Raw genomic sequence first — 20,323 nt, 5'->3', positions numbered from 1 at the left:
CGGGCGCCATGCTTTGGCAGCTCGCCCAGATGCTTTGGGTGGGTGGCCTGTGGCTATTGCACATTGGTGTACTGCCGGTGTTGGGCCTGATTGGCCTGGCGCCGTTGCTGATCGATGAGCTCGATGGATTGCTCAGTGCGTTGCTGGTGGGTTTTGCAGCGGCGTGCGTGACGCTCCAGGTGCTGGTGCTGATCAAGGCCGAAGGCTTGGGGAGTTTGTGGCGGGATATTCGCGGCCAACTGCTGTTGATGGCGCTGTATGCATGTGCAATGTTTTGCGTGGTGCATGTGTGGCTGCCGGAAGCGTTGCGCTGGCAGCTATTCAGCTATCTTGTGCTAGGGTTCTCCGGCCTGGTGCTGGTTATACAGCCTGCGCCGGGATGGAGTGGCAGGGCGCGCGAAGCACGCCCGTGACCCTTGTTGTCATTTGAAAGCTATTTGAAGCGGTGTACGTTTGACAGTTGCTTGTTGACGCTGAAGTTCTTGCGATACAGCAGCGCCATCTTGCCGATGACCTGAACCAGATCCGCTTTGCCGACCTTGCACAGTTCTGCAATGGCGGCCAAACGCGCTTCGCGGTCAAGGATGTTGACCTTGATCTTGATCAGTTCGTGATCGCCCAATGCGCGTTCAAGTTCGGCTAACACACCTTCAGTCAAACCGTTGTCTGCCACAATCAGAACTGGTTTCAGATGGTGGCCAATGGATTTGTACTGTTTCTTCTGCTCTTGAGTGAGCGGCATAATCTGACCCCTGCGTCTGATCTTGTAAAAAGCGGCGGCCAGTTTACCCGAGCGAGTCCGGGACCGCCCAGTTAATCACGACCCGTTTTATTTTCGAGGTGGCCCGTGGCCCGTTCCAAAACTAGTCTTAAGTGGCTGCAAGAGCATTTCAACGACCCTTACGTCAAAAAGGCGCAAAAGGACGGCTACCGTTCCCGGGCCAGCTACAAGCTGCTGGAGATCCAGGACAAGGACAAATTGATTCGTCCAGGCATGAGCGTTATCGATCTTGGCGCAGCCCCTGGTGGCTGGTCCCAGGTGACCAGTCGTCTGATTGGTGGGCAAGGCCGCTTGATCGCTTCCGATATCCTGGAAATGGACAGCATCCCGGATGTGACCTTTGTTCATGGTGATTTCACCCAGGACACGGTGCTCGCACAGATCCTTGAAGCTGTGGGAAATTCGCAGGTAGACCTTGTGATTTCCGACATGGCCCCCAATATGAGTGGATTACCGGCTGTTGATATGCCGCGCGCGATGTTCCTTTGTGAGCTGGCGCTGGATTTGGCAGGTCGGGTTTTGCGTCCTGGTGGTGATTTTCTGGTGAAGGTCTTCCAGGGCGAAGGTTTTGACGAGTACCACAAGAACATCCGCAAGTTGTTCGACAAGGTGCAAACGCGCAAGCCTGACTCTTCCCGGGACAGGTCTCGTGAGCAATACCTGCTGTGCCGCGGCTTCCGCGGTGTTGAAGGTGCGGCGAGTGAAGAGCGTTTTTGAGGAATTCGAGGAAGGCGATAGGTTTTTTTATATCGCTTTCGTCATGAAGCTTTACGAATATTGTGTAGTCAAAGTTTCACAAAGGGTTACAGACGGCGCCTGCCAGAGTTGTAGGTAATGTAGTAAGTTAGGCCGGTGAATATCATGCGAAGCGCGCGCCAGTAGCGGAGCTTGCTTCAGAGGGTAGTTAATTGAACGATATGGCAAAGAATCTGATCCTGTGGTTGATCATCGCGGCTGTCCTGGTGACGGTGATGAACAACTTCTCCAGCCCTAACGAGCCGCAGACCCTCAACTATTCCGACTTCATCCAGCAAGTTAAGGATGGCAAGGTCGAGCGCGTAGCGGTTGATGGCTACGTGATTACCGGCAAACGCAACGATGGCGACAGCTTCAAGACCATTCGTCCGGCAATTCAGGACAACGGTCTGATCGGCGACCTGGTGGATAACCATGTAGTCGTTGAAGGCAAGCAGCCTGAGCAGCAGAGCATCTGGACCCAGCTCCTGGTGGCCAGCTTCCCGATCCTGGTGATTATCGCCGTGTTCATGTTCTTCATGCGCCAGATGCAGGGTGGTGCGGGAGGCAAGGGCGGGCCGATGAGCTTCGGCAAGAGCAAGGCACGCCTGCTCTCCGAGGATCAGGTGAAGACCACCCTCGCGGATGTCGCGGGTTGTGATGAAGCGAAGGAAGAAGTTGGCGAGCTGGTCGAGTTCCTGCGTGACCCGGGCAAGTTCCAGCGTCTGGGCGGCCGCATTCCTCGCGGCGTGCTGATGGTGGGTCCTCCGGGTACCGGTAAAACCTTGCTGGCCAAGGCGATTGCCGGCGAAGCCAAGGTGCCGTTCTTCACTATTTCGGGTTCTGACTTCGTCGAGATGTTTGTCGGTGTCGGTGCCAGCCGTGTTCGCGATATGTTCGAACAGGCCAAGAAACACGCCCCATGCATCATTTTCATCGACGAAATCGACGCTGTTGGTCGCCATCGTGGTGCGGGCATGGGCGGTGGTCACGATGAGCGTGAGCAGACTCTCAACCAGTTGCTGGTGGAGATGGACGGCTTTGAAATGAATGACGGCATTATCGTCATCGCCGCAACCAACCGTCCGGACGTACTGGACCCTGCGCTGCTGCGTCCAGGCCGTTTCGACCGCCAGGTGGTAGTGGGTCTGCCGGACATCCGTGGTCGCGAACAGATTTTGAAAGTGCACATGCGCAAAGTGCCGATGGGCGACGACGTGGCTCCGGCCGTCATTGCCCGTGGTACTCCAGGCTTCTCCGGTGCTGACTTGGCCAACCTGGTGAACGAGGCTTCGCTGTTCGCTGCCCGTACCGGCAAGCGCATCGTTGAAATGAAAGAGTTCGAACTGGCAAAAGACAAGATCATGATGGGCGCTGAGCGCAAATCCATGGTCATGTCCGAGAAAGAGAAGCAGAACACCGCTTATCACGAAGCCGGTCACGCCATTGTTGGTCGTGTCGTGCCTGAGCATGACCCGGTTTACAAGGTGTCGATCATTCCTCGTGGTCGGGCGTTGGGTGTCACCATGTTCCTGCCTGAAGAGGATCGTTACAGCCTCTCCAAGCGTGCGCTGATCAGTCAGATCTGCTCACTGTATGGTGGCCGAATTGCTGAAGAGATGACCCTTGGCTTCGATGGCGTAACCACCGGTGCCTCCAACGACATCATGCGTGCCAGCCAGATTGCACGGAACATGGTGACCAAGTGGGGCTTGTCTGAAAAACTCGGGCCTTTGATGTATGCCGAAGAAGAAGGCGAAGTGTTCCTGGGTCGTGGCGGTGGCGGTCAAGCTGCCAGCTTCTCGGGTGAAACGGCCAAGCTGATCGACTCCGAAGTGCGCAGCATCATTGACCAGTGCTACGGCACGGCCAAACAGATCCTGACCGACAATCGCGACAAACTGGATGCAATGGCTGATGCGTTGATGAAGTACGAGACCATTGATGCCGACCAGATCGACGACATCATGGCGGGTCGCACGCCTCGTGAGCCTCGCGATTGGGAAGGTGGTTCGGGCACTTCTGGCACTCCGCCAGTAGTTCAGAACGAGCGCCCTGAAGCCCCGATCGGCGGTCCGGCAGCTGACCACTAAGGTTTGAAATGACTTCTGCGTTGTCCTCAACCCGGTTGCCTTGCGGCAACCGGGTTCTTGATTTGGCCCATACACATGTCATGGGCATTCTTAATGTAACCCCCGATTCCTTTTCCGACGGCGGCCGCTTCAGTCAACTCGATGCGGCATTGCGTCATGCCGAGGCGATGGTGGCAGCGGGCGCGACCTTGATTGATGTCGGTGGTGAGTCGACTCGCCCTGGTGCTCGCGTTGTTTCTCCTCTCGAGGAGTTGGAGCGAGTGGCGCCTATCGTCGAGCGCATTGCTCGTGAGTTGGACGTGATCATCTCGGTGGATACATCGACTCCGGCCGTGATGCGCGAGACGGCGCGCCTGGGTGCGGGGCTCATCAACGATGTGCGCTCCCTCCAGCGAGACGGTGCCCTGGATGCGGCAGCGGCAACCGGTCTGCCTGTATGCCTGATGCATATGCTGGGAGAGCCCGGCAATATGCAAGACAGTCCACACTACGACGATCTCGTTGGTGAAGTGAGTGGGTTTCTTGCTGAAAGGATCGCTCAGTGCGCCAAGGTTGGAATTGCTGCCGAAAAAATCATCCTTGATCCTGGGTTTGGCTTTGCCAAAACCCTTCAGCACAATTTAAGTCTGTTCAAACATATGCAGGCCTTGCATGCGCTTGGTCGGCCCCTGTTGGTCGGTGTTTCGCGCAAGAGCATGATAGGGCTCGCATTGAGTCGACCGGTGGGTGAGCGGTTGTACGGTGGCCTTGCTCTGGCAGCGCTCGCGGTTACCAAGGGCGCGCGTATCTTGCGTGTGCATGACGTCGCCGAGACGGTCGATGTGGTGCGTATGCTTGCCGCCGTAGAATCAGCCGAATAAGAACGATGGAGCACTTATGACTAAAAAATATTTTGGCACCGACGGTATCCGTGGTCGGGTCGGCGAATTTCCGATTACGCCTGATTTCATGCTCAAGCTGGGTTGGGCGGCAGGTATGGCGTTCCGCAGCATGGGCGCTTGCCGCATTCTGGTGGGCAAGGACACCCGTATTTCCGGTTACATGTTTGAGTCCGCGCTGGAGGCTGGCTTGTCCGCCGCCGGTGCCGACGTAATGCTGCTGGGGCCAATGCCGACGCCGGCGATCGCTTACCTGACGCGTACCTTCCACGCTGAAGCCGGTATCGTGATCAGTGCCTCGCACAACCCTCATGATGACAATGGCATCAAGTTTTTCTCGGGGCAGGGCACCAAGCTGCCGGATGCGATTGAGCTGATGATCGAAGAGCTGCTGGATGCACCGATGACGGTGGTCGAGTCCAGCAAGCTGGGCAAGGTCTCGCGCATCAATGACGCGTCTGGCCGCTACATCGAATTCTGCAAGAGCAGCGTGCCGACCAGTACCAATTTTGCCGGGCTGAAGATTGTTGTCGATTGCGCTCATGGTGCGACCTACAAAGTGGCTCCGAGTGTATTCAAGGAGCTGGGCGCCGATGTGACCGTGCTGTCGGCTCAGCCGAATGGTTTGAACATCAACGAAAACTGCGGCTCCACCCATATGGAGCAACTGCAGGCGGCCGTCCTGGCTGAGCATGCTGATCTCGGTATTGCTTTTGACGGGGATGGTGATCGTGTCCTGATGGTGGATCACACTGGGGCTGTCGTGGATGGTGATGATTTGTTGTTCATCATTGCTCGCGACCTGCATGAGCGTGACAAGTTGCAGGGCGGCGTCGTTGGCACTCTGATGAGTAACCTGGGCCTGGAACTGGCCTTGGCAGATCTTGGAATTCCCTTCGTTCGCGCCAATGTCGGTGACCGCTATGTAATCGCCGAGCTGCTGGAGCGTAACTGGCAGGTGGGCGGTGAGAACTCGGGGCATGTGGTTTGCTTCCAGCACACGACGACTGGCGATGCAATTATTGCCGCGTTGCAGGTGTTGCTGTCCTTGCGTCGTCGTGAGGAGAGCCTCGCTCAGGCGCGACAGGCTCTGCGTAAGTGCCCGCAGGTTTTGCTCAATGTGCGTTTCGCCGGTGGCGAAAACCCGATCGAACACCCTGCGGTCAAAGACGCCTGCGAGCGCGTGACCCTGGCAATGGCGGGGCGTGGGCGGGTGTTGCTGCGCAAGTCCGGCACGGAGCCTCTGGTGCGCGTCATGGTCGAAGGTGAGGACGAAACACAGGTTCGCGGTCATGCCGAAGACCTGGCAAAACTGGTAACTGAAATTTGCGCCTGAATTCGGCTTGCCAGTGATGATGTGGTTGGGTAACATCTGCGCCCACTTTGACCGACGGGGTACAGCATGCGTCGCACTATGGTAGCTGGTAACTGGAAGATGCACGGTACCCGCGCCAGTGTCGCTGAGCTGATCAATGGCCTTCGTCACTTGGCCTTGCCTAGCGGTGTTGATATTGCGGTTTTCCCGCCTTGCTTGCATATCAACCAGGTGGTTGATGGCTTGAAAGGTAAGTCGATCCAGGTCGGCGCGCAGAATTCTGCGGTGGAGCCCATGCAAGGTGCTTTGACCGGTGAGATTTCGCCGAGTCAGTTGGTAGATGCGGGTTGTTCCTATGTGCTTGTCGGGCACTCCGAGCGCCGTCAGATGATGGGCGAACGTGATGGGACACTCAATCGCAAGTTTGCAGCAGCACAGGCTTGTGGCTTGATTCCGGTGTTGTGCATAGGGGAGACCCTCGAGCAGCGCGAATCTGGCAAGACTCTTGAAGTTGTCTCGCGTCAGCTGGGCAGCATCATCGAGGAGCTGGGTGTTGGTGCGTTTGCAAAGGCAGTAATTGCTTACGAGCCGGTCTGGGCCATTGGCACCGGGCTGACTGCTACACCGCAACAGGCGCAGGATGTGCACGCAGCCATTCGCGCGCAGTTGGCGGCAGAGAATTCTGAGGTCGCACAAGGTGTGCGGCTTCTATACGGCGGCAGCGTGAAGGCGGCCAATGCGGTCGAACTGTTCGGCATGCCGGATATCGATGGGGGGCTCATTGGTGGGGCTTCCCTGAATGCAGATGAGTTCGGTGCGATTTGTCGCGCCGCGGGAAACTGAAAAAATGCTGGAAACAGTCGTAGTCGTTTTTCATCTGTTGGCTGCCCTGGGCGTAGTTGCCCTGGTTTTGTTGCAACAGGGTAAAGGTGCGGATGCTGGTGCGTCTTTCGGTGCAGGTGCTTCAAATACTGTGTTCGGAAGCCAAGGTTCCTCTACCTTTCTTAGTAAGTTTACTGCTATACTTGCCGCCGGTTTCTTCATAACCAGCTTAGGGTTAGGTTACTTTGCTAAAGAGAAAGCTCATGTGCTGACTCAAGTAGGTTTGCCAAACCCAGCAGTGTTGGAAGTACCAAAAGCAAAACCGGCTTCTGATGATGTCCCGGTGCTTCAAGAGCAAAAGTCGGCTACTCCAGCGACTGACGTACCTCCAGCTCAAGAGCAAAAGTAAGAAGGGTTGTAAACGCTGTATTGCCGAGGTGGTGGAATTGGTAGACACGCAACCTTGAGGTGGTTGTGCCCATAGGGTGTAGGGGTTCGAGTCCCCTTCTCGGTACCAATTATCAGGAGAGCCCGCTGTTGCGGGCTTTCTTGTAGGTGGAAGGTTACATTGACCCTGTAAGGGATCGGTCGTATACTTCCGCCCCAGCTTTGTCGCGGGGTGGAGCAGTCTGGTAGCTCGTCGGGCTCATAACCCGAAGGTCGTCGGTTCAAATCCGGCCCCCGCAACCAGTTTTAGCGGAGCCCCTTTTAAGGGGCTTTTTGTTAGCTGGACACTTTCAACGCCGCTATTCGACGGCGTTTCAAGGATGGGCGTTTCGCCCATTTTTTTATTTTGCACAGCATGCACATACATGCACGAGGGGGTTCAGGTGTCGAGCAAGCTAGAAGAGTTGCAGGCCTTGTTGGCCCCGGTGATCGTGGCCCTAGGCTATGAATGCTGGGGTATTGAGTTTTCGGCTCAAGGTCGCCACTCAATGTTGCGCGTTTATATCGATAAAGAGGGCGGTGTGCTGGTGGACGATTGTGCCATTGTCAGCCGTCAGATCAGCGGTGTCCTGGATGTTGAAGATCCAATCGCCGTTGAATATACCCTCGAAGTTTCCTCGCCAGGCATGGAACGCCCACTGTTCACTATTGATCAGTTTGCAAAATTTGCCGGTGAACAAGTGAAGATCAAGCTGCGCTCCCCGTTCGAAGGGCGACGCAACTTTCAGGGCCTTCTGCGCGGTGTAGAAGAACAGGATGTCGTGGTGCAGGTAGAAGACCATGAATTCCTGTTGCCGATCGATATGATCGACAAGGCCAACATTATTCCCAGTTTTGACTGAGACGCGGATCCCGCGGATCCAATGGCTTGCGAAAGGCGAGGCGTACGATGAGCAAAGAAGTACTGCTGGTTGTTGAGTCGGTATCCAATGAAAAGGGCGTACCGGCAAACGTGATTTTTGAAGCGCTGGAGCTGGCCCTGGCCACTGCTACCAAAAAGCGTTTTGAAGACGAAGTGGATCTGCGTGTGGAAATCAACCGCCACACCGGTGCCTATGAGACTTTCCGTCGCTGGACGGTCGTCGAAGAAGCCGACCTTGATGATCCGGCCATCGAAACCTGGCCAAGCAAGGTTGCCGAAACGCACCCTGGCGCTCAGGTCGGTGATGTCGTCGAAGAAAAGATCGAATCGATCGAATTCGGCCGTATTGCTGCACAGACCGCCAAGCAGGTCATCGTGCAGAAGGTTCGCGAAGCCGAGCGCGCTCAAGTCGTTGACGCTTATCGCGAGCGCCTGGGTGAAATCATCTCCGGCACCGTGAAAAAAGTCACCCGCGACAACGTGATCGTCGACCTGGGCAACAACGCAGAAGCGTTGCTGGCCCGCGAAGACATCATCTCTCGCGAAACCTTCCGTGTTGGCGTGCGTTTGCGTGCGCTGCTCAAGGAAATCCGCACCGAGAACCGCGGCCCTCAGTTGATCCTGTCGCGTACCGCGCCGGAAATGCTGATCGAGCTGTTCCGTATCGAAGTGCCGGAGATCGCCGAAGGCCTGATCGAAGTCATGGCTGCGTCCCGCGACCCGGGTTCGCGCGCCAAGATCGCGGTCCGTTCCAAGGACAAACGCATCGACCCGCAGGGCGCTTGCATTGGTATGCGTGGTTCACGCGTCCAGGCAGTGTCGGGCGAATTGGGTGGTGAGCGTGTGGATATTGTGCTGTGGGACGATAACCCGGCGCAGTTTGTGATCAACGCCATGTCGCCAGCTGAAGTGGCGGCAATTATCGTTGACGAAGATGCCCATGCAATGGACATCGCCGTTGGCGCAGACAATCTGGCTCAGGCCATTGGTCGTGGTGGTCAGAACGTGCGTCTGGCCAGCCAACTGACCGGTTGGACCCTGAACGTGATGACCGAATCGGACATCCAGGCTAAGCAGCAAGCTGAAACCGGCGACATCCTGCGCAACTTCATCGACGAGCTGGAAGTCGACGAAGACCTGGCACAGGTGCTGGTAGATGAAGGCTTCACCAGCCTGGAAGAGATTGCCTACGTACCGTTGGAAGAAATGCTCAACATCGACGGCTTTGACGAAGACACCGTCAACGAGCTTCGCGCTCGGGCCAAGGATCGTTTGTTGACTAAAGCCATCGCTACTGAGGAAAAGCTGGCAGACGCCCATCCGGCCGAAGACCTGCTCTCGCTTGAGGGTATGGACAAGGATTTGGCGATGGAACTGGCGGTGCGCGGCGTAATTACCCGCGAAGACCTGGCCGAGCAGTCTATTGACGATCTGCTCGACATCGACGGCATTGACGATGATCGTGCCGGCAAGTTGATCATGGCCGCCCGAGCCCATTGGTTCGAGTAACTAGGCGCGGCCTGAGGAGAGAAGTGCATGACGCAAGTCACGGTGAAACAACTGGCCGATGAGGTCAAAACACCGGTAGAGCGCCTGTTGCAGCAGATGCGTGAGGCAGGTCTGCCGCACACCGCCGCCGATGAAGGTGTGAGCGACAGTGAGAAGCAGTCTTTGCTGACTCACTTGAAGAGCAGCCACAAGGCGAAAGTGGAAGAACCGCGCAAGATTACATTGCAGCGCAAAACCACCAGCACACTGCGTGTTGCTGGTAGCAAGAGCATCAGCGTTGAAGTACGCAAGAAGAAAGTCTTCGTACAGCGCAGCCCGGAAGAAATCGAAGCCGAGCGCAAACGCGAACTGGAAGAACGTCGCGCAGTAGAAAATGCTGCTCGTCAGAAGGCTGAAGAAGAGTCCAAGCGTCGCGCCGAAGAAGAAGCGCGTCGCCAGCCTGCTGCTGCGCAACCTGCTGGTACTGAAGCGGTCGCCGCGCCTAGCGCACCTGTTGAAGCTGTGCGTGAGGCCGCTCCGGTTGCCGCCGCACCTGCTCCAGCAGCAGACGCTCGCAAGCGCGACGAACCTCGTCGTCCGGACAAACCACGTGCCGACGATAACAATCGTCGCGGTGGTGGTGGCGATGGCGAGCGTAAAAACGCTCCACATCGTGCCTCGGTCAAAGAGAAAGCGCCCGCTCCACGCGTTGCCCCACGTACTACCGACGAAGAAAGCGATAGCTTCCGTCGCGGTGGTCGCGGCAAGGCCAAGCTGAAAAAACGCAACGCCCACGGTTTCCAGAGCCCAACAGGCCCTGTCGTGCGTGATGTGCAGATCGGCGAGACCATTTCTGTTGGCGATCTCGCCAATCAGATGTCGGTCAAGGCTGCTGAAATCATCAAGTTCATGTTCAAACTGGGTACCCCAGCGACCATCAACCAGGTGCTTGATCAGGAAACTGCTCAACTGGTAGCCGAAGAACTGGGCCACAAAGTGACCCTGGTCAGCGATACCGCTCTGGAAGACTCCCTGGCCGAGTCCTTGAAGTTTGAAGGTGAGACGTTCTCCCGTGCGCCAGTCGTGACCGTAATGGGCCACGTTGACCATGGTAAGACTTCGCTGCTCGACTACATTCGTCGTGCCAAGGTAGCTGCTGGCGAAGCCGGCGGTATCACCCAGCACATCGGCGCGTACCACGTTGAAACCGAACGCGGCATGGTCACTTTCCTCGACACCCCAGGTCACGCCGCGTTTACCGCAATGCGTGCCCGTGGTGCCAAGGCAACTGACATCGTGATCCTGGTCGTTGCAGCAGACGATGGCGTGATGCCGCAGACCATTGAAGCTGTCCAGCACGCCAAGGCTGCTGGTGTTCCACTGGTTGTTGCAGTGAACAAAATCGACAAGCCGGGCGCCGATCTTGATCGCATCCGTAGCGAACTGTCGGTTCACGGCGTGACTTCCGAAGAGTGGGGCGGTGATACGCCATTCGTCTCGGTCTCGGCGAAAGTCGGTACCGGTGTAGACGAACTGCTCGAAGCGGTCCTGCTGCAAGCTGAAGTACTCGAACTGAAAGCAACGCCATCGGCCCCGGGTCGCGGTGTTGTGGTTGAATCGCGTCTCGACAAAGGTCGTGGCCCGGTTGCAACCGTACTGGTTCAAGACGGTACCCTGCGCCAAGGCGACATGGTGCTGGTCGGTTCGAACTATGGCCGTGTACGTGCCATGCTCGACGAGAACGGCAAGCCAATCAAAGAAGCCGGTCCTTCCATCCCTGTCGAGATCCTCGGCCTGGACGGTACTCCGGACGCTGGCGACGAGATGAGCGTAGTTGCCGACGAGAAGAAAGCCCGTGAAGTGGCTCTGTTCCGTCAAGGCAAGTTCCGCGAAGTCAAACTGGCCCGTGCTCACGCCGGTAAGCTGGAGAACATCTTCGAGAACATGGGCCAGGCAGAGAAGAAGACGCTTAACATCGTCCTCAAATCTGACGTCCGTGGTTCCCTCGAAGCGTTGAACGGCGCCTTGAACGGCCTGGGTAACGACGAAGTGCAAGTGCGTGTTGTCGGTGGCGGTGTCGGTGGTATCACCGAGTCCGACGCCAACCTGGCACTGGCTTCCAACGCTGTACTGTTCGGCTTCAACGTGCGTGCCGATGCTGGCGCTCGCAAGATCGTCGAGCAGGAAGGCCTGGACATGCGTTACTACAACGTCATCTACGACATCATCGAAGACGTCAAGAAAGCCCTTACCGGCATGCTTGGCAGTGACGTCCGGGAGAACATCCTGGGTGTTGCCGAGGTGCGTGACGTGTTCCGTTCGCCGAAATTCGGTGCGATTGCCGGCTGTATGGTTATCGAAGGCACTGTGCACCGTAACCGTCCAATCCGTGTACTGCGTGAAGACATCGTTATCTTCGAAGGCGAGCTGGAATCCCTGCGCCGCTTCAAGGATGACGCTTCTGAAGTACGTGCCGGCATGGAATGCGGTATCGGCGTCAAGAGCTACAACGACGTCAAAGCTGGTGACAAGATCGAAGTCTACGAGAAGGTTCAGGTTGCTCGCAGCCTCTAACTCGCGCACTTCAGGAGCCACACAGCGTGTGGGCATGCAAATGCCCCGCGCCGTGTCCGGACTCTAAACGCAACGCCCGGTCTGGCTTTTGTCAGGCCGGGCGTTTGCCGCTTTCAGACCCCACGGGTTTCACCGTGTGGCAGTAACAGGTAACAAGACATGGCAAAAGAATACAGCCGTACCCAGCGAATCGGCGATCAGATGCAGCGCGAGCTGGCCCAACTGATCCGTCGCGAAGTCAAAGACCCACGCGTTGGCCTGGTCACCATCACCGCTGTTGAAGTGAGCCGTGACGTAGGTCACGCCAAGATTTTCATCACCGTGATGGGCCAGGACAGCAGCGAAGAAATCGCGCAAAGCATCAAGGTGCTCAACTCCGCCGCAGGCTTCCTGCGCATGCAGTTGGCCCGTGAAATGAAGCTGCGCAGCGTGCCCCAGTTGCACTTCCACTACGACGAAAGCGTCGTGCGTGGTGCGCACCTGTCGGCACTGATCGAGCGCGCCGTGGCGGAAGACAGCCAGCACCCGTCCACACCTGAAGACGCCAAGGAGTAAGCGGTGGCTCAGGTCAAACGTATCCGTCGCAACGTCAGCGGCATCATTCTGCTCGACAAGCCCATTGGTTTTACCTCCAATGCCGCATTGCAGAAGGTTCGCTGGTTGCTGAACGCCGAGAAGGCCGGGCATACCGGCAGCCTCGATCCCTTGGCCACCGGCGTATTGCCGTTGTGCTTTGGTGAGGCCACCAAGTTCTCGCAATACCTGCTCGATTCCGACAAGGGTTACGAAACCCTGATGCAACTGGGCAAGACCACCACCACGGCCGATGCCGAGGGTGATGTTTTGCAGGTTCGCGACGTGACCGTTGGTCGTGCTGATATTGAAGCTGCTTTACCCGGTTTTCGCGGGGAAATCAGTCAGATACCACCGATGTACTCGGCGCTCAAGCGTGATGGGCAGCCTCTTTACAAGCTGGCACGTGCGGGCGAAGTAGTGGAGCGCGAACCGCGTTCTGTTACTATTGCGCGCTTGGAATTGCTCGCCTGCGAGGGCGACACTGCCCGCTTGGCCGTGGACTGCAGCAAAGGCACCTATATCCGTACCCTGGTGGAAGATATTGGTGAAAAGCTCGGTTGCGGCGCGTACGTTGCAGAGCTGCGACGCACGCAGGCAGGGCCTTTCAGCCTTGCCCAGACGGTCACGCTGGAAGAGTTGGAAGCAGTACATGCCGAAGGCGGCAATGAAGCAGTTGATCGCTTCCTGATGCCATCGGACAGCGGTTTGCTGGACTGGCCATTGCTGCACTTCTCGGAGCACAGCGCGTTCTATTGGCTAAACGGCCAGCCGGTACGCGCTCCGGATGCTCCGAAGTTCGGTATGGTGCGGGTACAGGATCATAACGGTCGCTTTATCGGTATCGGTGAAGTGAGCGAAGACGGGCGCATCGCGCCGCGTCGACTGATTCGGTCAGAATGACCGGACGAGTGTGGCTGTTAACAGGCACGGTCAACACTCATTTTTAGATACAGGGATTTGTCCCTGGCCTGTTGAAACTGCCCTTTGGGTGGTTTCCTGAAAAAAGGATTGCCTCATGGCTCTCGACGTTCAAGAAAAAGCACAAATCGTTGCTGACTATCAGCAAGCTGTTGGTGACACTGGTTCGCCAGAAGTGCAAGTTGCACTGCTGACCCACAACATCAACAAGCTGCAAGGTCACTTCAAGGCCAACGGTAAAGATCACCACTCCCGTCGTGGTCTGATCCGCATGGTAAACCAGCGCCGTAAGCTGCTGGACTACCTGAAAGGCAAGGATCTGGGTCGTTATCAGGCTCTGATCGGTCGCCTGGGTCTGCGTCGCTAATAAGCGATTGCGCTAGAGGTTGGTTGTCTGCCGTGTGTCAGTGGGATTCCCGCTGGCCCATGGCAGGCTCCCAGCCTCAAGTTTTATCTGGATACACGTTTTACCCTGGACCAGGCTCGGGCCGATTCCCGACATTGCCCAAGAATTTCGCAAGAAGACAAGTTCCCCAAGAGCCACAAAGAAGGTAGGACACCGTGAACCCGGTTATCAAAAAATTCCAGTTCGGTCAGTCGACCGTTACCCTCGAGACAGGCCGTATCGCCCGTCAAGCTTCCGGCGCAGTGCTGGTCACCGTTGACGACGACGTCACCGTATTGGTGACTGTTGTGGGCGCCAAGCACGCAGACCCAAGCAAGGGCTTCTTCCCTCTGTCCGTTCACTACCAGGAAAAGACTTACGCTGCCGGTAAGATCCCTGGCGGTTTCTTCAAGCGCGAAGGCCGTCCTTCCGAGAAAGAAACCCTGACTTCCCGACTGATCGACCGTCCGATCCGTCCGCTGTTCCCAGAAGGCTTCATGAACGAAGTGCAGGTTGTCTGCACCGTCGTTTCCACCAGCAAGAAGACCGATCCGGACATCGCTGCGATGATCGGTACCTCGGCTGCCCTGGCCATCTCCGGTATTCCTTTCGATGGTCCAATCGGCGCTGCCCGTGTTGCGTTCCACGAAAGCACCGGCTACCTGCTGAACCCGACTTACGAACAACAGAAAGCTTCGAGCCTGGACATGGTCGTTGCCGGTACTTCGGAAGCCGTGTTGATGGTTGAATCGGAAGCCAAAGAGCTGACCGAAGACCAGATGCTGGGCGCGGTACTGTTTGCTCACGACGAGTTCCAGGTTGTGATCAACGCTGTTAAAGAACTGGCTGCCGAAGCTGCCAAGCCAACGTGGACCTGGGCTCCACAAGCTGAAGCGACTGAACTGCTGGGCGCTATTCGCTCCGAGTTCGGCGCAGCGATCTCCGATGCCTACACCATCACCGTCAAGGCCGACCGTTACGCTCGCCTGGGCGAGTTGAAGGATCAGGTTGTGGCCAAGCTGTCCGGTGAAGAAGGCCAGCCTTCTTCCAGCGACGTCAAAGCTGCATTCGGTGAAATCGAATACCGCACCGTTCGCGAAAACATCGTTAACGGCAAGCCACGTATCGACGGCCGCGACACTCGCACCGTACGTCCGCTGAACATCGAAGTGGGTGTTCTGCCGAAGACTCACGGTTCGGCGCTCTTCACCCGCGGTGAAACTCAGGCTCTGGTAGTTGCGACCCTGGGTACTGCGCGTGACGCACAGTTGCTGGACACCCTGGAAGGCGAGAAAAAAGACCCGTTCATGCTGCACTACAACTTCCCTCCGTTCTCGGTAGGTGAGTGTGGTCGCATGGGTGGCGCTGGCCGTCGCGAAATCGGTCACGGCCGTTTGGCTCGTCGTTCGATTGCAGCCATGCTGCCGGCTGCTGACGTGTTCCCGTACACCATCCGTGTTGTGTCGGAAATCACCGAGTCCAACGGTTCCAGCTCCATGGCTTCGGTCTGCGGTGCTTCCCTGGCGCTGATGGATGCTGGTGTACCGATGAAGGCACCGGTTGCCGGTATCGCCATGGGCCTGGTTAAAGAAGGCGAGAAGTTCGCCATCCTGACTGACATCCTGGGCGACGAAGACCACCTGGGCGACATGGACTTCAAAGTAGCCGGTACCGCTAAAGGTGTTACCGCGCTGCAGATGGACATCAAGATCAAGGGCATCACCGAAGAGATCATGGAAATCGCTCTGGGCCAAGCCCTGGAAGCGCGCCTGAACATCCTCGGTCAGATGAACCAGATCATTGGTCAGTCCCGTACCGAACTGTCGGAAAATGCTCCGACCATGATTGCGATGAAAATCGACACCGACAAAATCCGTGATGTTATCGGTAAAGGCGGCGCGACCATTCGTGCAATCTGTGAAGAGACCAAGGCTTCGATCGACATCGAAGACGACGGCTCGATCAAGATCTTCGGCGAAACCAAGGAAGCTGCAGAGGCTGCACGTCAGCGCGTTCTGGGTATCACCGCTGAGGCCGAGATCGGCAAGATCTACGTCGGTAAAGTTGAGCGCATCGTCGACTTCGGCGCGTTCGTCAACATCCTGCCAGGCAAAGACGGTCTGGTTCACATCTCTATGCTGAGCGACGCTCGTGTTGAGAAAGTGACCGACATTCTGAAAGAAGGCCAGGAAGTGGAAGTGCTGGTACTGGACGTGGATAACCGCGGCCGTATCAAGCTGTCCATCAAGGACGTAGCAGCAGCCAAGGCTTCGGGCGTTTAATTACCCCTTCGCTTTAAGCTGAAAAAGGACTCTTCGGAGTCCTTTTTTTATGCGCGCAGGAAAATGTCGGGAAATCAGTCGCTTAGTTAATTCAAAAAGCCGCAACTTGCACGCAGGCACGATCAGTTTCATGCAACTTGCACGATTCCGAGATTTGGATGTTTTTGTAAGTTGCTGTTTTATAAGGGGAATATTCGAATTCAGAACTTGGCACAGTGCCTGCAATAACCCTGTTAACGCTGCAGCATCAAGGTTCACACACTGCAGACTTTCAATAAAACAGGAGTTACTCGTATGAAGAAGTTCGCTCTCGCTACTGCTACCGCTTTGACCCTGGCCATGGGTGCTAACGTGGCCTTTGCTCAGACTTCCCAAGCGCCAATGACCCTGGCCGCTGGCGAAATGACCAAAGCCAAAGAGTCCACTTCCGACACTTGGATCACCACCAAAGTCAAAGCTGACCTGCTGACTGAAAAAGGTATTCCTGGCTCGGACATCAAGGTTGAAACCAACAAAGGCGTGGTTTCCCTGTCGTCGACTGTAGCTATCTCGGACTCGCAGAAAGCGACTGCTGTAGCGATCACCAAGAAAATCAAAGGTGTTACCGCTGTATCCGCTGATGGCCTGATGGCTGGCGGTGCGATGAAAGCTGACAACATCGACAAATCCAAAGATGCCACTTCGGACACTTGGATCACTACCAAAGTGAAGGCTGACCTGGTTACCGAGAAAGGTATTCCTGGCACCGACATCAAAGTTGAAACCAATAAAGGTGTTGTTTCCCTGTCCTCTTCTGTCGCAGTGACCGAAGCTCAGAAAACCACTGCTGTTGCGATTGCCAAGAAAATCAAAGGCGTTAAAGCTGTTTCGGCCGATGGCCTGAAGGCAGAGTAACGCTCAACTATTCGTCTGAACTGGACGGCGGCGGCTTAGGGTGAGTTAGATTTCCACCCGATGCACCTCTTGAGTTCATGCGACCGACCACACGGATGTGGTCATTACAGGCCCCGGCACTTGTGTCGGGGCCTGTTCTATTGTGGGCCGGAACAAAACTTCAAGGCCGACATACATCAAAGTGGGAGCTGGCTTGCCTGCGATGCAGGCACCTCGGTCGTTCAGTTGAACCGAGGTGATGCTATTCGCAGGCAAGCCAACTCCCACATTTGGATAATGTCGTTCAGGCGTTACTCGGCATCCAGATGCATCGGCGTCACTACCCGACCATCCTTTTCAGCCTGCCCCAGGTTGGCGTCAATGAAGTAAACCCGGTCATCTTCCAGTTTTCCCTTGTCCACCAAGTAGTCCTTGATGGTGCTGGCGCGGTCTTGGCCCAACTGGCGCAGCAGCACGTCACTGGCGCTCCAGAACTTGATCAAACCATCCTTCAGCTTCGCGGTGCGATCATCGCTGCTCAGGTCTTTCCATTCAGCCGGTGGTTGTTGTTTCAGGCGAGTGCGGTAGATGCCTTCGAGCAACGGCGCCTTTTCCTTCTCCGGTACAACCAGCAGCGATGCCTGGGCTGGAACCTTGTCACCACGGCGCTGGAGGATCTTGTAGTAGTTGTATTGGTATTCGCGCTCCAGACGCTCTGCGGCCAGGAATGGCCCATCACTGCTGGCAGCCGCCGTGCCTTCGATTTCCAGGCGCAGGGTAGGGCGCTCTTTCAGCGCCTTGGCCAGGGTGTTCAGGGCGCCTTCGGCGTCTTTGTTCAACTCACTGGAGCCTGCGGCGAAAGACACATTACCGAGGTCTTCCGAGCCCCCACCGCTTACCAGCCCGCCGATAAACTTGAACGGCGCCGTTGCCGCGCGTACGACCAGGTTGCGCAGGGTCTGCCACACAATCGGCATCACGCTGAATTGCGGGTTATTCAGGTCGCCGGTCACCGGCAGTTCGATGGAGATCTTGCCGTCAGAGTCCTTGAGCAGGGCGATTGCCAGGCGAATCGGCAAGTCCACGGCGTCGGCACTGTCGACCTTCTCACCCAATTGCAGCTGTTCGACCACAACTTTGTTTTCGGCCTTCAACTGGCCTTTGGTGATGACATAGTGCAGGTCGAGGTTGAGACGGCCCTTGCGGATACGAAAGCCCGCGAACTTGCCGGAGTACGGCGTCAATGTGGTGAGTTCGACGCGTTTGAAACTGGTGGCGATATCCAGCGCCGCCATCGGATCAAATGGGTTCACGCTGCCCTTGATGGTTACGGGGGCGTAGCGATCCACCTTACCGTTGATGTCGACGCTCGCCGGTTTGGCCTGGCGGCTGTCAATGGTGCCAATCTGCCCGTTGAGTTGTTGGATGGCGGTGGCGAAGTTGGGCGTGAGGCTGAAGTCGGCGAAGTTGGCCGAACCGTCATTGATCGCAATCTGCCCGATATGAATGCCCAACGGCTTCTCTTTACTGGTCGCAGGCTTGGCCGCCGTCTTGTTGCCACTGTCGGCTGGTTGCGGGATCAGCAAGTCATCGATGTTGGTGGTGCGATCATCGTTGATCATGAAACGTGCATAAGGCTGCAGCAGGTTGACCTTGTCGATCGACAGGCTATTGCCGTGCTGATAGTTCACGCCTTCCAGCATCAGGCGTTGCCATTTGAGGAAGTCGCGGTTCTTGAGGGTGTCCAGGGTGTGTAATTGATCGACCTGAGCGCTGCCGGTGACCTGAAGGGCCAGTGGGTCCGTGCTTTTCAGGTTCACATCCAGATTGCTGCCCAGCATGCCGCTGCGCAATTCCAGGCGAATAAAGGGGCTGATATAGGATTGAGCGACCCGCAGGTCGATATCCTGAGTATTCACTTTCAGTCTGGCGCTGACCGGGTTGAGGTTGACCTCACCGGCCGCCTGGATCTTGCCTTGCTTGCCCAGCCCGGAGTCGACTTTCAGGCTAAAGGGCTTCTGATTGAGGCTGTCGAAGTTCTGCACATCGACATTCAACGGGCCCAGTTCCAGTGCGACGGCGGGTTTGGCCTGACGGTCAGCCAGGTGTACCTGGTAATTACGCAGTTGCACGTCCTTGAGCAGCACTTGCCAGGGTTTGCTGGGCGCTGCCGGTTGAGCTTTTGGCGAGTCGGCGGTGGCTGGCGCAGTGGCAGGTTCCGGTGCCTTGGCCGGTTTGCTCGGTTGGCCGGCAAACAGTTTTTGCCAATCCAGTTGCCCATCGGCCTCGCGGGCGGCCCAGGTTTCCAGCTTGTTACTGCGAATCTTGCCGACAACAACTTGCTGCTTGGCCAGGTCTACAGTGGTTTCGCTGATATCCAGGCGTTCCAGCCGCACCAATGGCCGGCCATCCGGTGCCTTGATGGCAAAGGGCGCGATGCTCGCAGCCGTGTTGGTCAGGTTCAGCTCGGTTTCTTTGGCCAGGCTGAACTTGTAGTCGGTGCTGAAATTCAACACACCGTCCTCAAGTACCAACGGCACGGCGTCTCGTACGTATGGCCACCAGGCTTTCATCTTGCCGTCGGTGACTTTCAGCGTGCCTTCGGAAGTGATCGGCACCAGGCTGAAATTGCCTTTCCAGTCGATCTGCCCACCTTCAGGACCGGCAGCCACCAGCGTCATGTCGGCGTTGTCTTCCGGCAAGGTGCTGAGGTTTTTCAACTCAAAGTCGAGTTTGTTGTAGAGGAATTCGATCGGCTCGCTCGGGCGCAGATCCTTGAAGTGCACATAACCGCCGGCAAGCTTGATGCTGTCGATACGCAGCGGGAAGGGTTTGGCATTCGGGTCGGCCGGCGTCGGCTCGCTCGGCGGCAGCTTGAACAGTTGCGCCAGATTCAGTTGGCCGGATTTATCGAACAGCAATTCGGTCTTGGGCTGGTCCAGTTGCACATCCGCCAGGTGCAGGGCGCGCGTCCAGAGACTGTCGATCTGCAGGTTGGCGTAAAGACGCTCGAAGCCAACCTGTTCCTTGCCAGGTTCACCGATCTTCAGGCCCCACAGTGTCAGCTCCAGGCTGAACGGGTTGAGCTCGATCCGTTCGATCCGCGCCGGCACCGTGGCGTAATTGGCCAGTTGCTGGTTGGCTATACGAAGGGCGATGCCCGGCAGAATCAAAAAGCCCAGCAAGCTGTACAAAGCAAGGGCAGTCAACAAGGCGCCTATGGCGCGAATCAATCCTTTGGGCATGGGTGACGCCATCTATGTCGAACGAGAGTGCCTTGGAGTATGGCACGGG

The 20,323-nt window shown here is 56.8% G+C and carries 17 protein-coding genes and 2 tRNA genes; 17 read left to right on the top strand and 2 right to left on the bottom strand.

The window, feature by feature from the left end; translation table 11 throughout:
* The first annotated feature begins 8 nt into the window (after positions 1-8).
* Positions 9-413 (top strand): hypothetical protein, encoded by a 405-nt coding sequence (locus A7J50_RS25030; RefSeq protein ID WP_064454177.1) that lies wholly within the window; start codon positions 9-11, stop codon positions 411-413.
* A gap of 20 nt (positions 414-433) precedes the next feature.
* On the opposite strand, the gene A7J50_RS25025 is transcribed toward A7J50_RS25030, so the two are convergent.
* Positions 434-742: a YhbY family RNA-binding protein gene (locus tag A7J50_RS25025; RefSeq protein ID WP_017139256.1), complete on the bottom strand. Its 309-nt coding sequence runs from the start codon at positions 740-742 to the stop codon at positions 434-436.
* Between the two features lie 105 nt (positions 743-847).
* On the opposite strand from A7J50_RS25025, the gene rlmE reads away from it, so the two are divergent.
* The 16 genes from rlmE to A7J50_RS24950 all read left to right on the top strand — a co-directional run bounded on the left by rlmE (position 848) and on the right by A7J50_RS24950 (position 17,050).
* Positions 848-1,498, top strand: coding sequence for a 23S rRNA (uridine(2552)-2'-O)-methyltransferase RlmE (gene rlmE / locus A7J50_RS25020; protein WP_015885924.1), 651 nt, complete (start codon positions 848-850; stop codon positions 1,496-1,498).
* A gap of 200 nt (positions 1,499-1,698) precedes the next feature.
* A complete protein-coding gene (ftsH, locus tag A7J50_RS25015) occupies positions 1,699-3,609 on the top strand; it encodes an ATP-dependent zinc metalloprotease FtsH (RefSeq protein WP_017478564.1) in 1,911 nt (636 codons plus the stop codon).
* A gap of 8 nt (positions 3,610-3,617) precedes the next feature.
* On the top strand, positions 3,618-4,469 hold the full coding sequence (gene folP, locus A7J50_RS25010; protein WP_064454176.1) for a dihydropteroate synthase: 852 nt from the start codon (positions 3,618-3,620) through the stop codon (positions 4,467-4,469).
* Between the two features lie 16 nt (positions 4,470-4,485).
* On the top strand, positions 4,486-5,823 hold the full coding sequence (glmM, locus tag A7J50_RS25005; RefSeq protein ID WP_064454175.1) for a phosphoglucosamine mutase: 1,338 nt from the start codon (positions 4,486-4,488) through the stop codon (positions 5,821-5,823).
* A gap of 66 nt (positions 5,824-5,889) precedes the next feature.
* Positions 5,890-6,645, top strand: a complete 756-nt coding sequence (gene tpiA, locus A7J50_RS25000; protein WP_064454174.1) for a triose-phosphate isomerase — start codon at positions 5,890-5,892, stop codon at positions 6,643-6,645.
* Between the two features lie 4 nt (positions 6,646-6,649).
* A complete protein-coding gene (gene secG / locus A7J50_RS31015) occupies positions 6,650-7,033 on the top strand; it encodes a preprotein translocase subunit SecG (protein ID WP_010206600.1) in 384 nt (127 codons plus the stop codon).
* Positions 7,034-7,055: 22 nt separating this feature from the next.
* Positions 7,056-7,141, top strand: a tRNA-Leu gene (locus A7J50_RS24995).
* 96 nt (positions 7,142-7,237) lie between these two features.
* Positions 7,238-7,314, top strand: a tRNA-Met gene (locus tag A7J50_RS24990).
* 140 nt (positions 7,315-7,454) lie between these two features.
* Positions 7,455-7,913, top strand: coding sequence for a ribosome maturation factor RimP (gene rimP / locus A7J50_RS24985; protein WP_034117933.1), 459 nt, complete (start codon positions 7,455-7,457; stop codon positions 7,911-7,913).
* 47 nt (positions 7,914-7,960) lie between these two features.
* Positions 7,961-9,442: a transcription termination factor NusA gene (nusA, locus tag A7J50_RS24980; protein ID WP_003212187.1), complete on the top strand. Its 1,482-nt coding sequence runs from the start codon at positions 7,961-7,963 to the stop codon at positions 9,440-9,442.
* 27 nt (positions 9,443-9,469) lie between these two features.
* A complete protein-coding gene (infB, locus tag A7J50_RS24975) occupies positions 9,470-11,995 on the top strand; it encodes a translation initiation factor IF-2 (protein WP_064454173.1) in 2,526 nt (841 codons plus the stop codon).
* 159 nt (positions 11,996-12,154) lie between these two features.
* A complete protein-coding gene (gene rbfA / locus A7J50_RS24970; RefSeq protein WP_016973761.1) occupies positions 12,155-12,550 on the top strand; it encodes a 30S ribosome-binding factor RbfA in 396 nt (131 codons plus the stop codon).
* Positions 12,551-12,553: 3 nt separating this feature from the next.
* Positions 12,554-13,471, top strand: a complete 918-nt coding sequence (gene truB, locus A7J50_RS24965) for a tRNA pseudouridine(55) synthase TruB (RefSeq protein WP_025857114.1) — start codon at positions 12,554-12,556, stop codon at positions 13,469-13,471.
* A 115-nt stretch (positions 13,472-13,586) separates the two neighbouring features.
* Entirely contained in the window at positions 13,587-13,856 is a 270-nt protein-coding gene (gene rpsO, locus A7J50_RS24960; RefSeq protein ID WP_003176135.1) for a 30S ribosomal protein S15, read from the top strand.
* A gap of 194 nt (positions 13,857-14,050) precedes the next feature.
* Positions 14,051-16,156: a polyribonucleotide nucleotidyltransferase gene (gene pnp / locus A7J50_RS24955; RefSeq protein WP_053258071.1), complete on the top strand. Its 2,106-nt coding sequence runs from the start codon at positions 14,051-14,053 to the stop codon at positions 16,154-16,156.
* A gap of 294 nt (positions 16,157-16,450) precedes the next feature.
* Complete coding sequence (locus A7J50_RS24950) at positions 16,451-17,050, top strand: BON domain-containing protein (RefSeq protein ID WP_064454172.1); 600 nt, start codon at positions 16,451-16,453, stop codon at positions 17,048-17,050.
* Positions 17,051-17,340: 290 nt separating this feature from the next.
* Here the strand turns inward: A7J50_RS24950 and A7J50_RS24945 are convergent, their stop codons facing one another.
* The gene (locus A7J50_RS24945) at positions 17,341-20,274 is read right to left on the bottom strand and encodes a DUF748 domain-containing protein (protein WP_064454171.1); all 2,934 of its coding nucleotides are present in this window, start codon (positions 20,272-20,274) and stop codon (positions 17,341-17,343) included.
* Positions 20,275-20,323 lie beyond the last annotated feature (49 nt).

The sequence above is a fragment of the Pseudomonas antarctica genome (genome assembly GCF_001647715.1).
GTDB classification, from domain to species: domain Bacteria; phylum Pseudomonadota; class Gammaproteobacteria; order Pseudomonadales; family Pseudomonadaceae; genus Aquipseudomonas; species Aquipseudomonas antarctica_A.
This window is presented reverse-complemented; position numbering and strand designations above follow the sequence as displayed.

What these genes read in the sequence shown, in the direction of transcription:
- infB (WP_064454173.1), top strand. Translation starts at nt 9,470, where the DNA reads ATGACGCAAGTCACGGTGAAACAACTGGCCGATGAGGTCAAAACACCG.
- rpsO (WP_003176135.1), top strand. Translation starts at nt 13,587, where the DNA reads ATGGCTCTCGACGTTCAAGAAAAAGCACAAATCGTTGCTGACTATCAG.
- A7J50_RS25025 (WP_017139256.1), bottom strand. Translation starts at nt 742, where the DNA reads ATGCCGCTCACTCAAGAGCAGAAGAAACAGTACAAATCCATTGGCCAC.
- A7J50_RS24945 (WP_064454171.1), bottom strand. Translation starts at nt 20,274, where the DNA reads ATGCCCAAAGGATTGATTCGCGCCATAGGCGCCTTGTTGACTGCCCTT.
- folP (WP_064454176.1), top strand. Translation starts at nt 3,618, where the DNA reads ATGACTTCTGCGTTGTCCTCAACCCGGTTGCCTTGCGGCAACCGGGTT.
- rbfA (WP_016973761.1), top strand. Translation starts at nt 12,155, where the DNA reads ATGGCAAAAGAATACAGCCGTACCCAGCGAATCGGCGATCAGATGCAG.
- A7J50_RS25030 (WP_064454177.1), top strand. Translation starts at nt 9, where the DNA reads ATGCTTTGGCAGCTCGCCCAGATGCTTTGGGTGGGTGGCCTGTGGCTA.
- ftsH (WP_017478564.1), top strand. Translation starts at nt 1,699, where the DNA reads ATGGCAAAGAATCTGATCCTGTGGTTGATCATCGCGGCTGTCCTGGTG.
- glmM (WP_064454175.1), top strand. Translation starts at nt 4,486, where the DNA reads ATGACTAAAAAATATTTTGGCACCGACGGTATCCGTGGTCGGGTCGGC.
- secG (WP_010206600.1), top strand. Translation starts at nt 6,650, where the DNA reads ATGCTGGAAACAGTCGTAGTCGTTTTTCATCTGTTGGCTGCCCTGGGC.
- A7J50_RS24950 (WP_064454172.1), top strand. Translation starts at nt 16,451, where the DNA reads ATGAAGAAGTTCGCTCTCGCTACTGCTACCGCTTTGACCCTGGCCATG.
- tpiA (WP_064454174.1), top strand. Translation starts at nt 5,890, where the DNA reads ATGCGTCGCACTATGGTAGCTGGTAACTGGAAGATGCACGGTACCCGC.
- nusA (WP_003212187.1), top strand. Translation starts at nt 7,961, where the DNA reads ATGAGCAAAGAAGTACTGCTGGTTGTTGAGTCGGTATCCAATGAAAAG.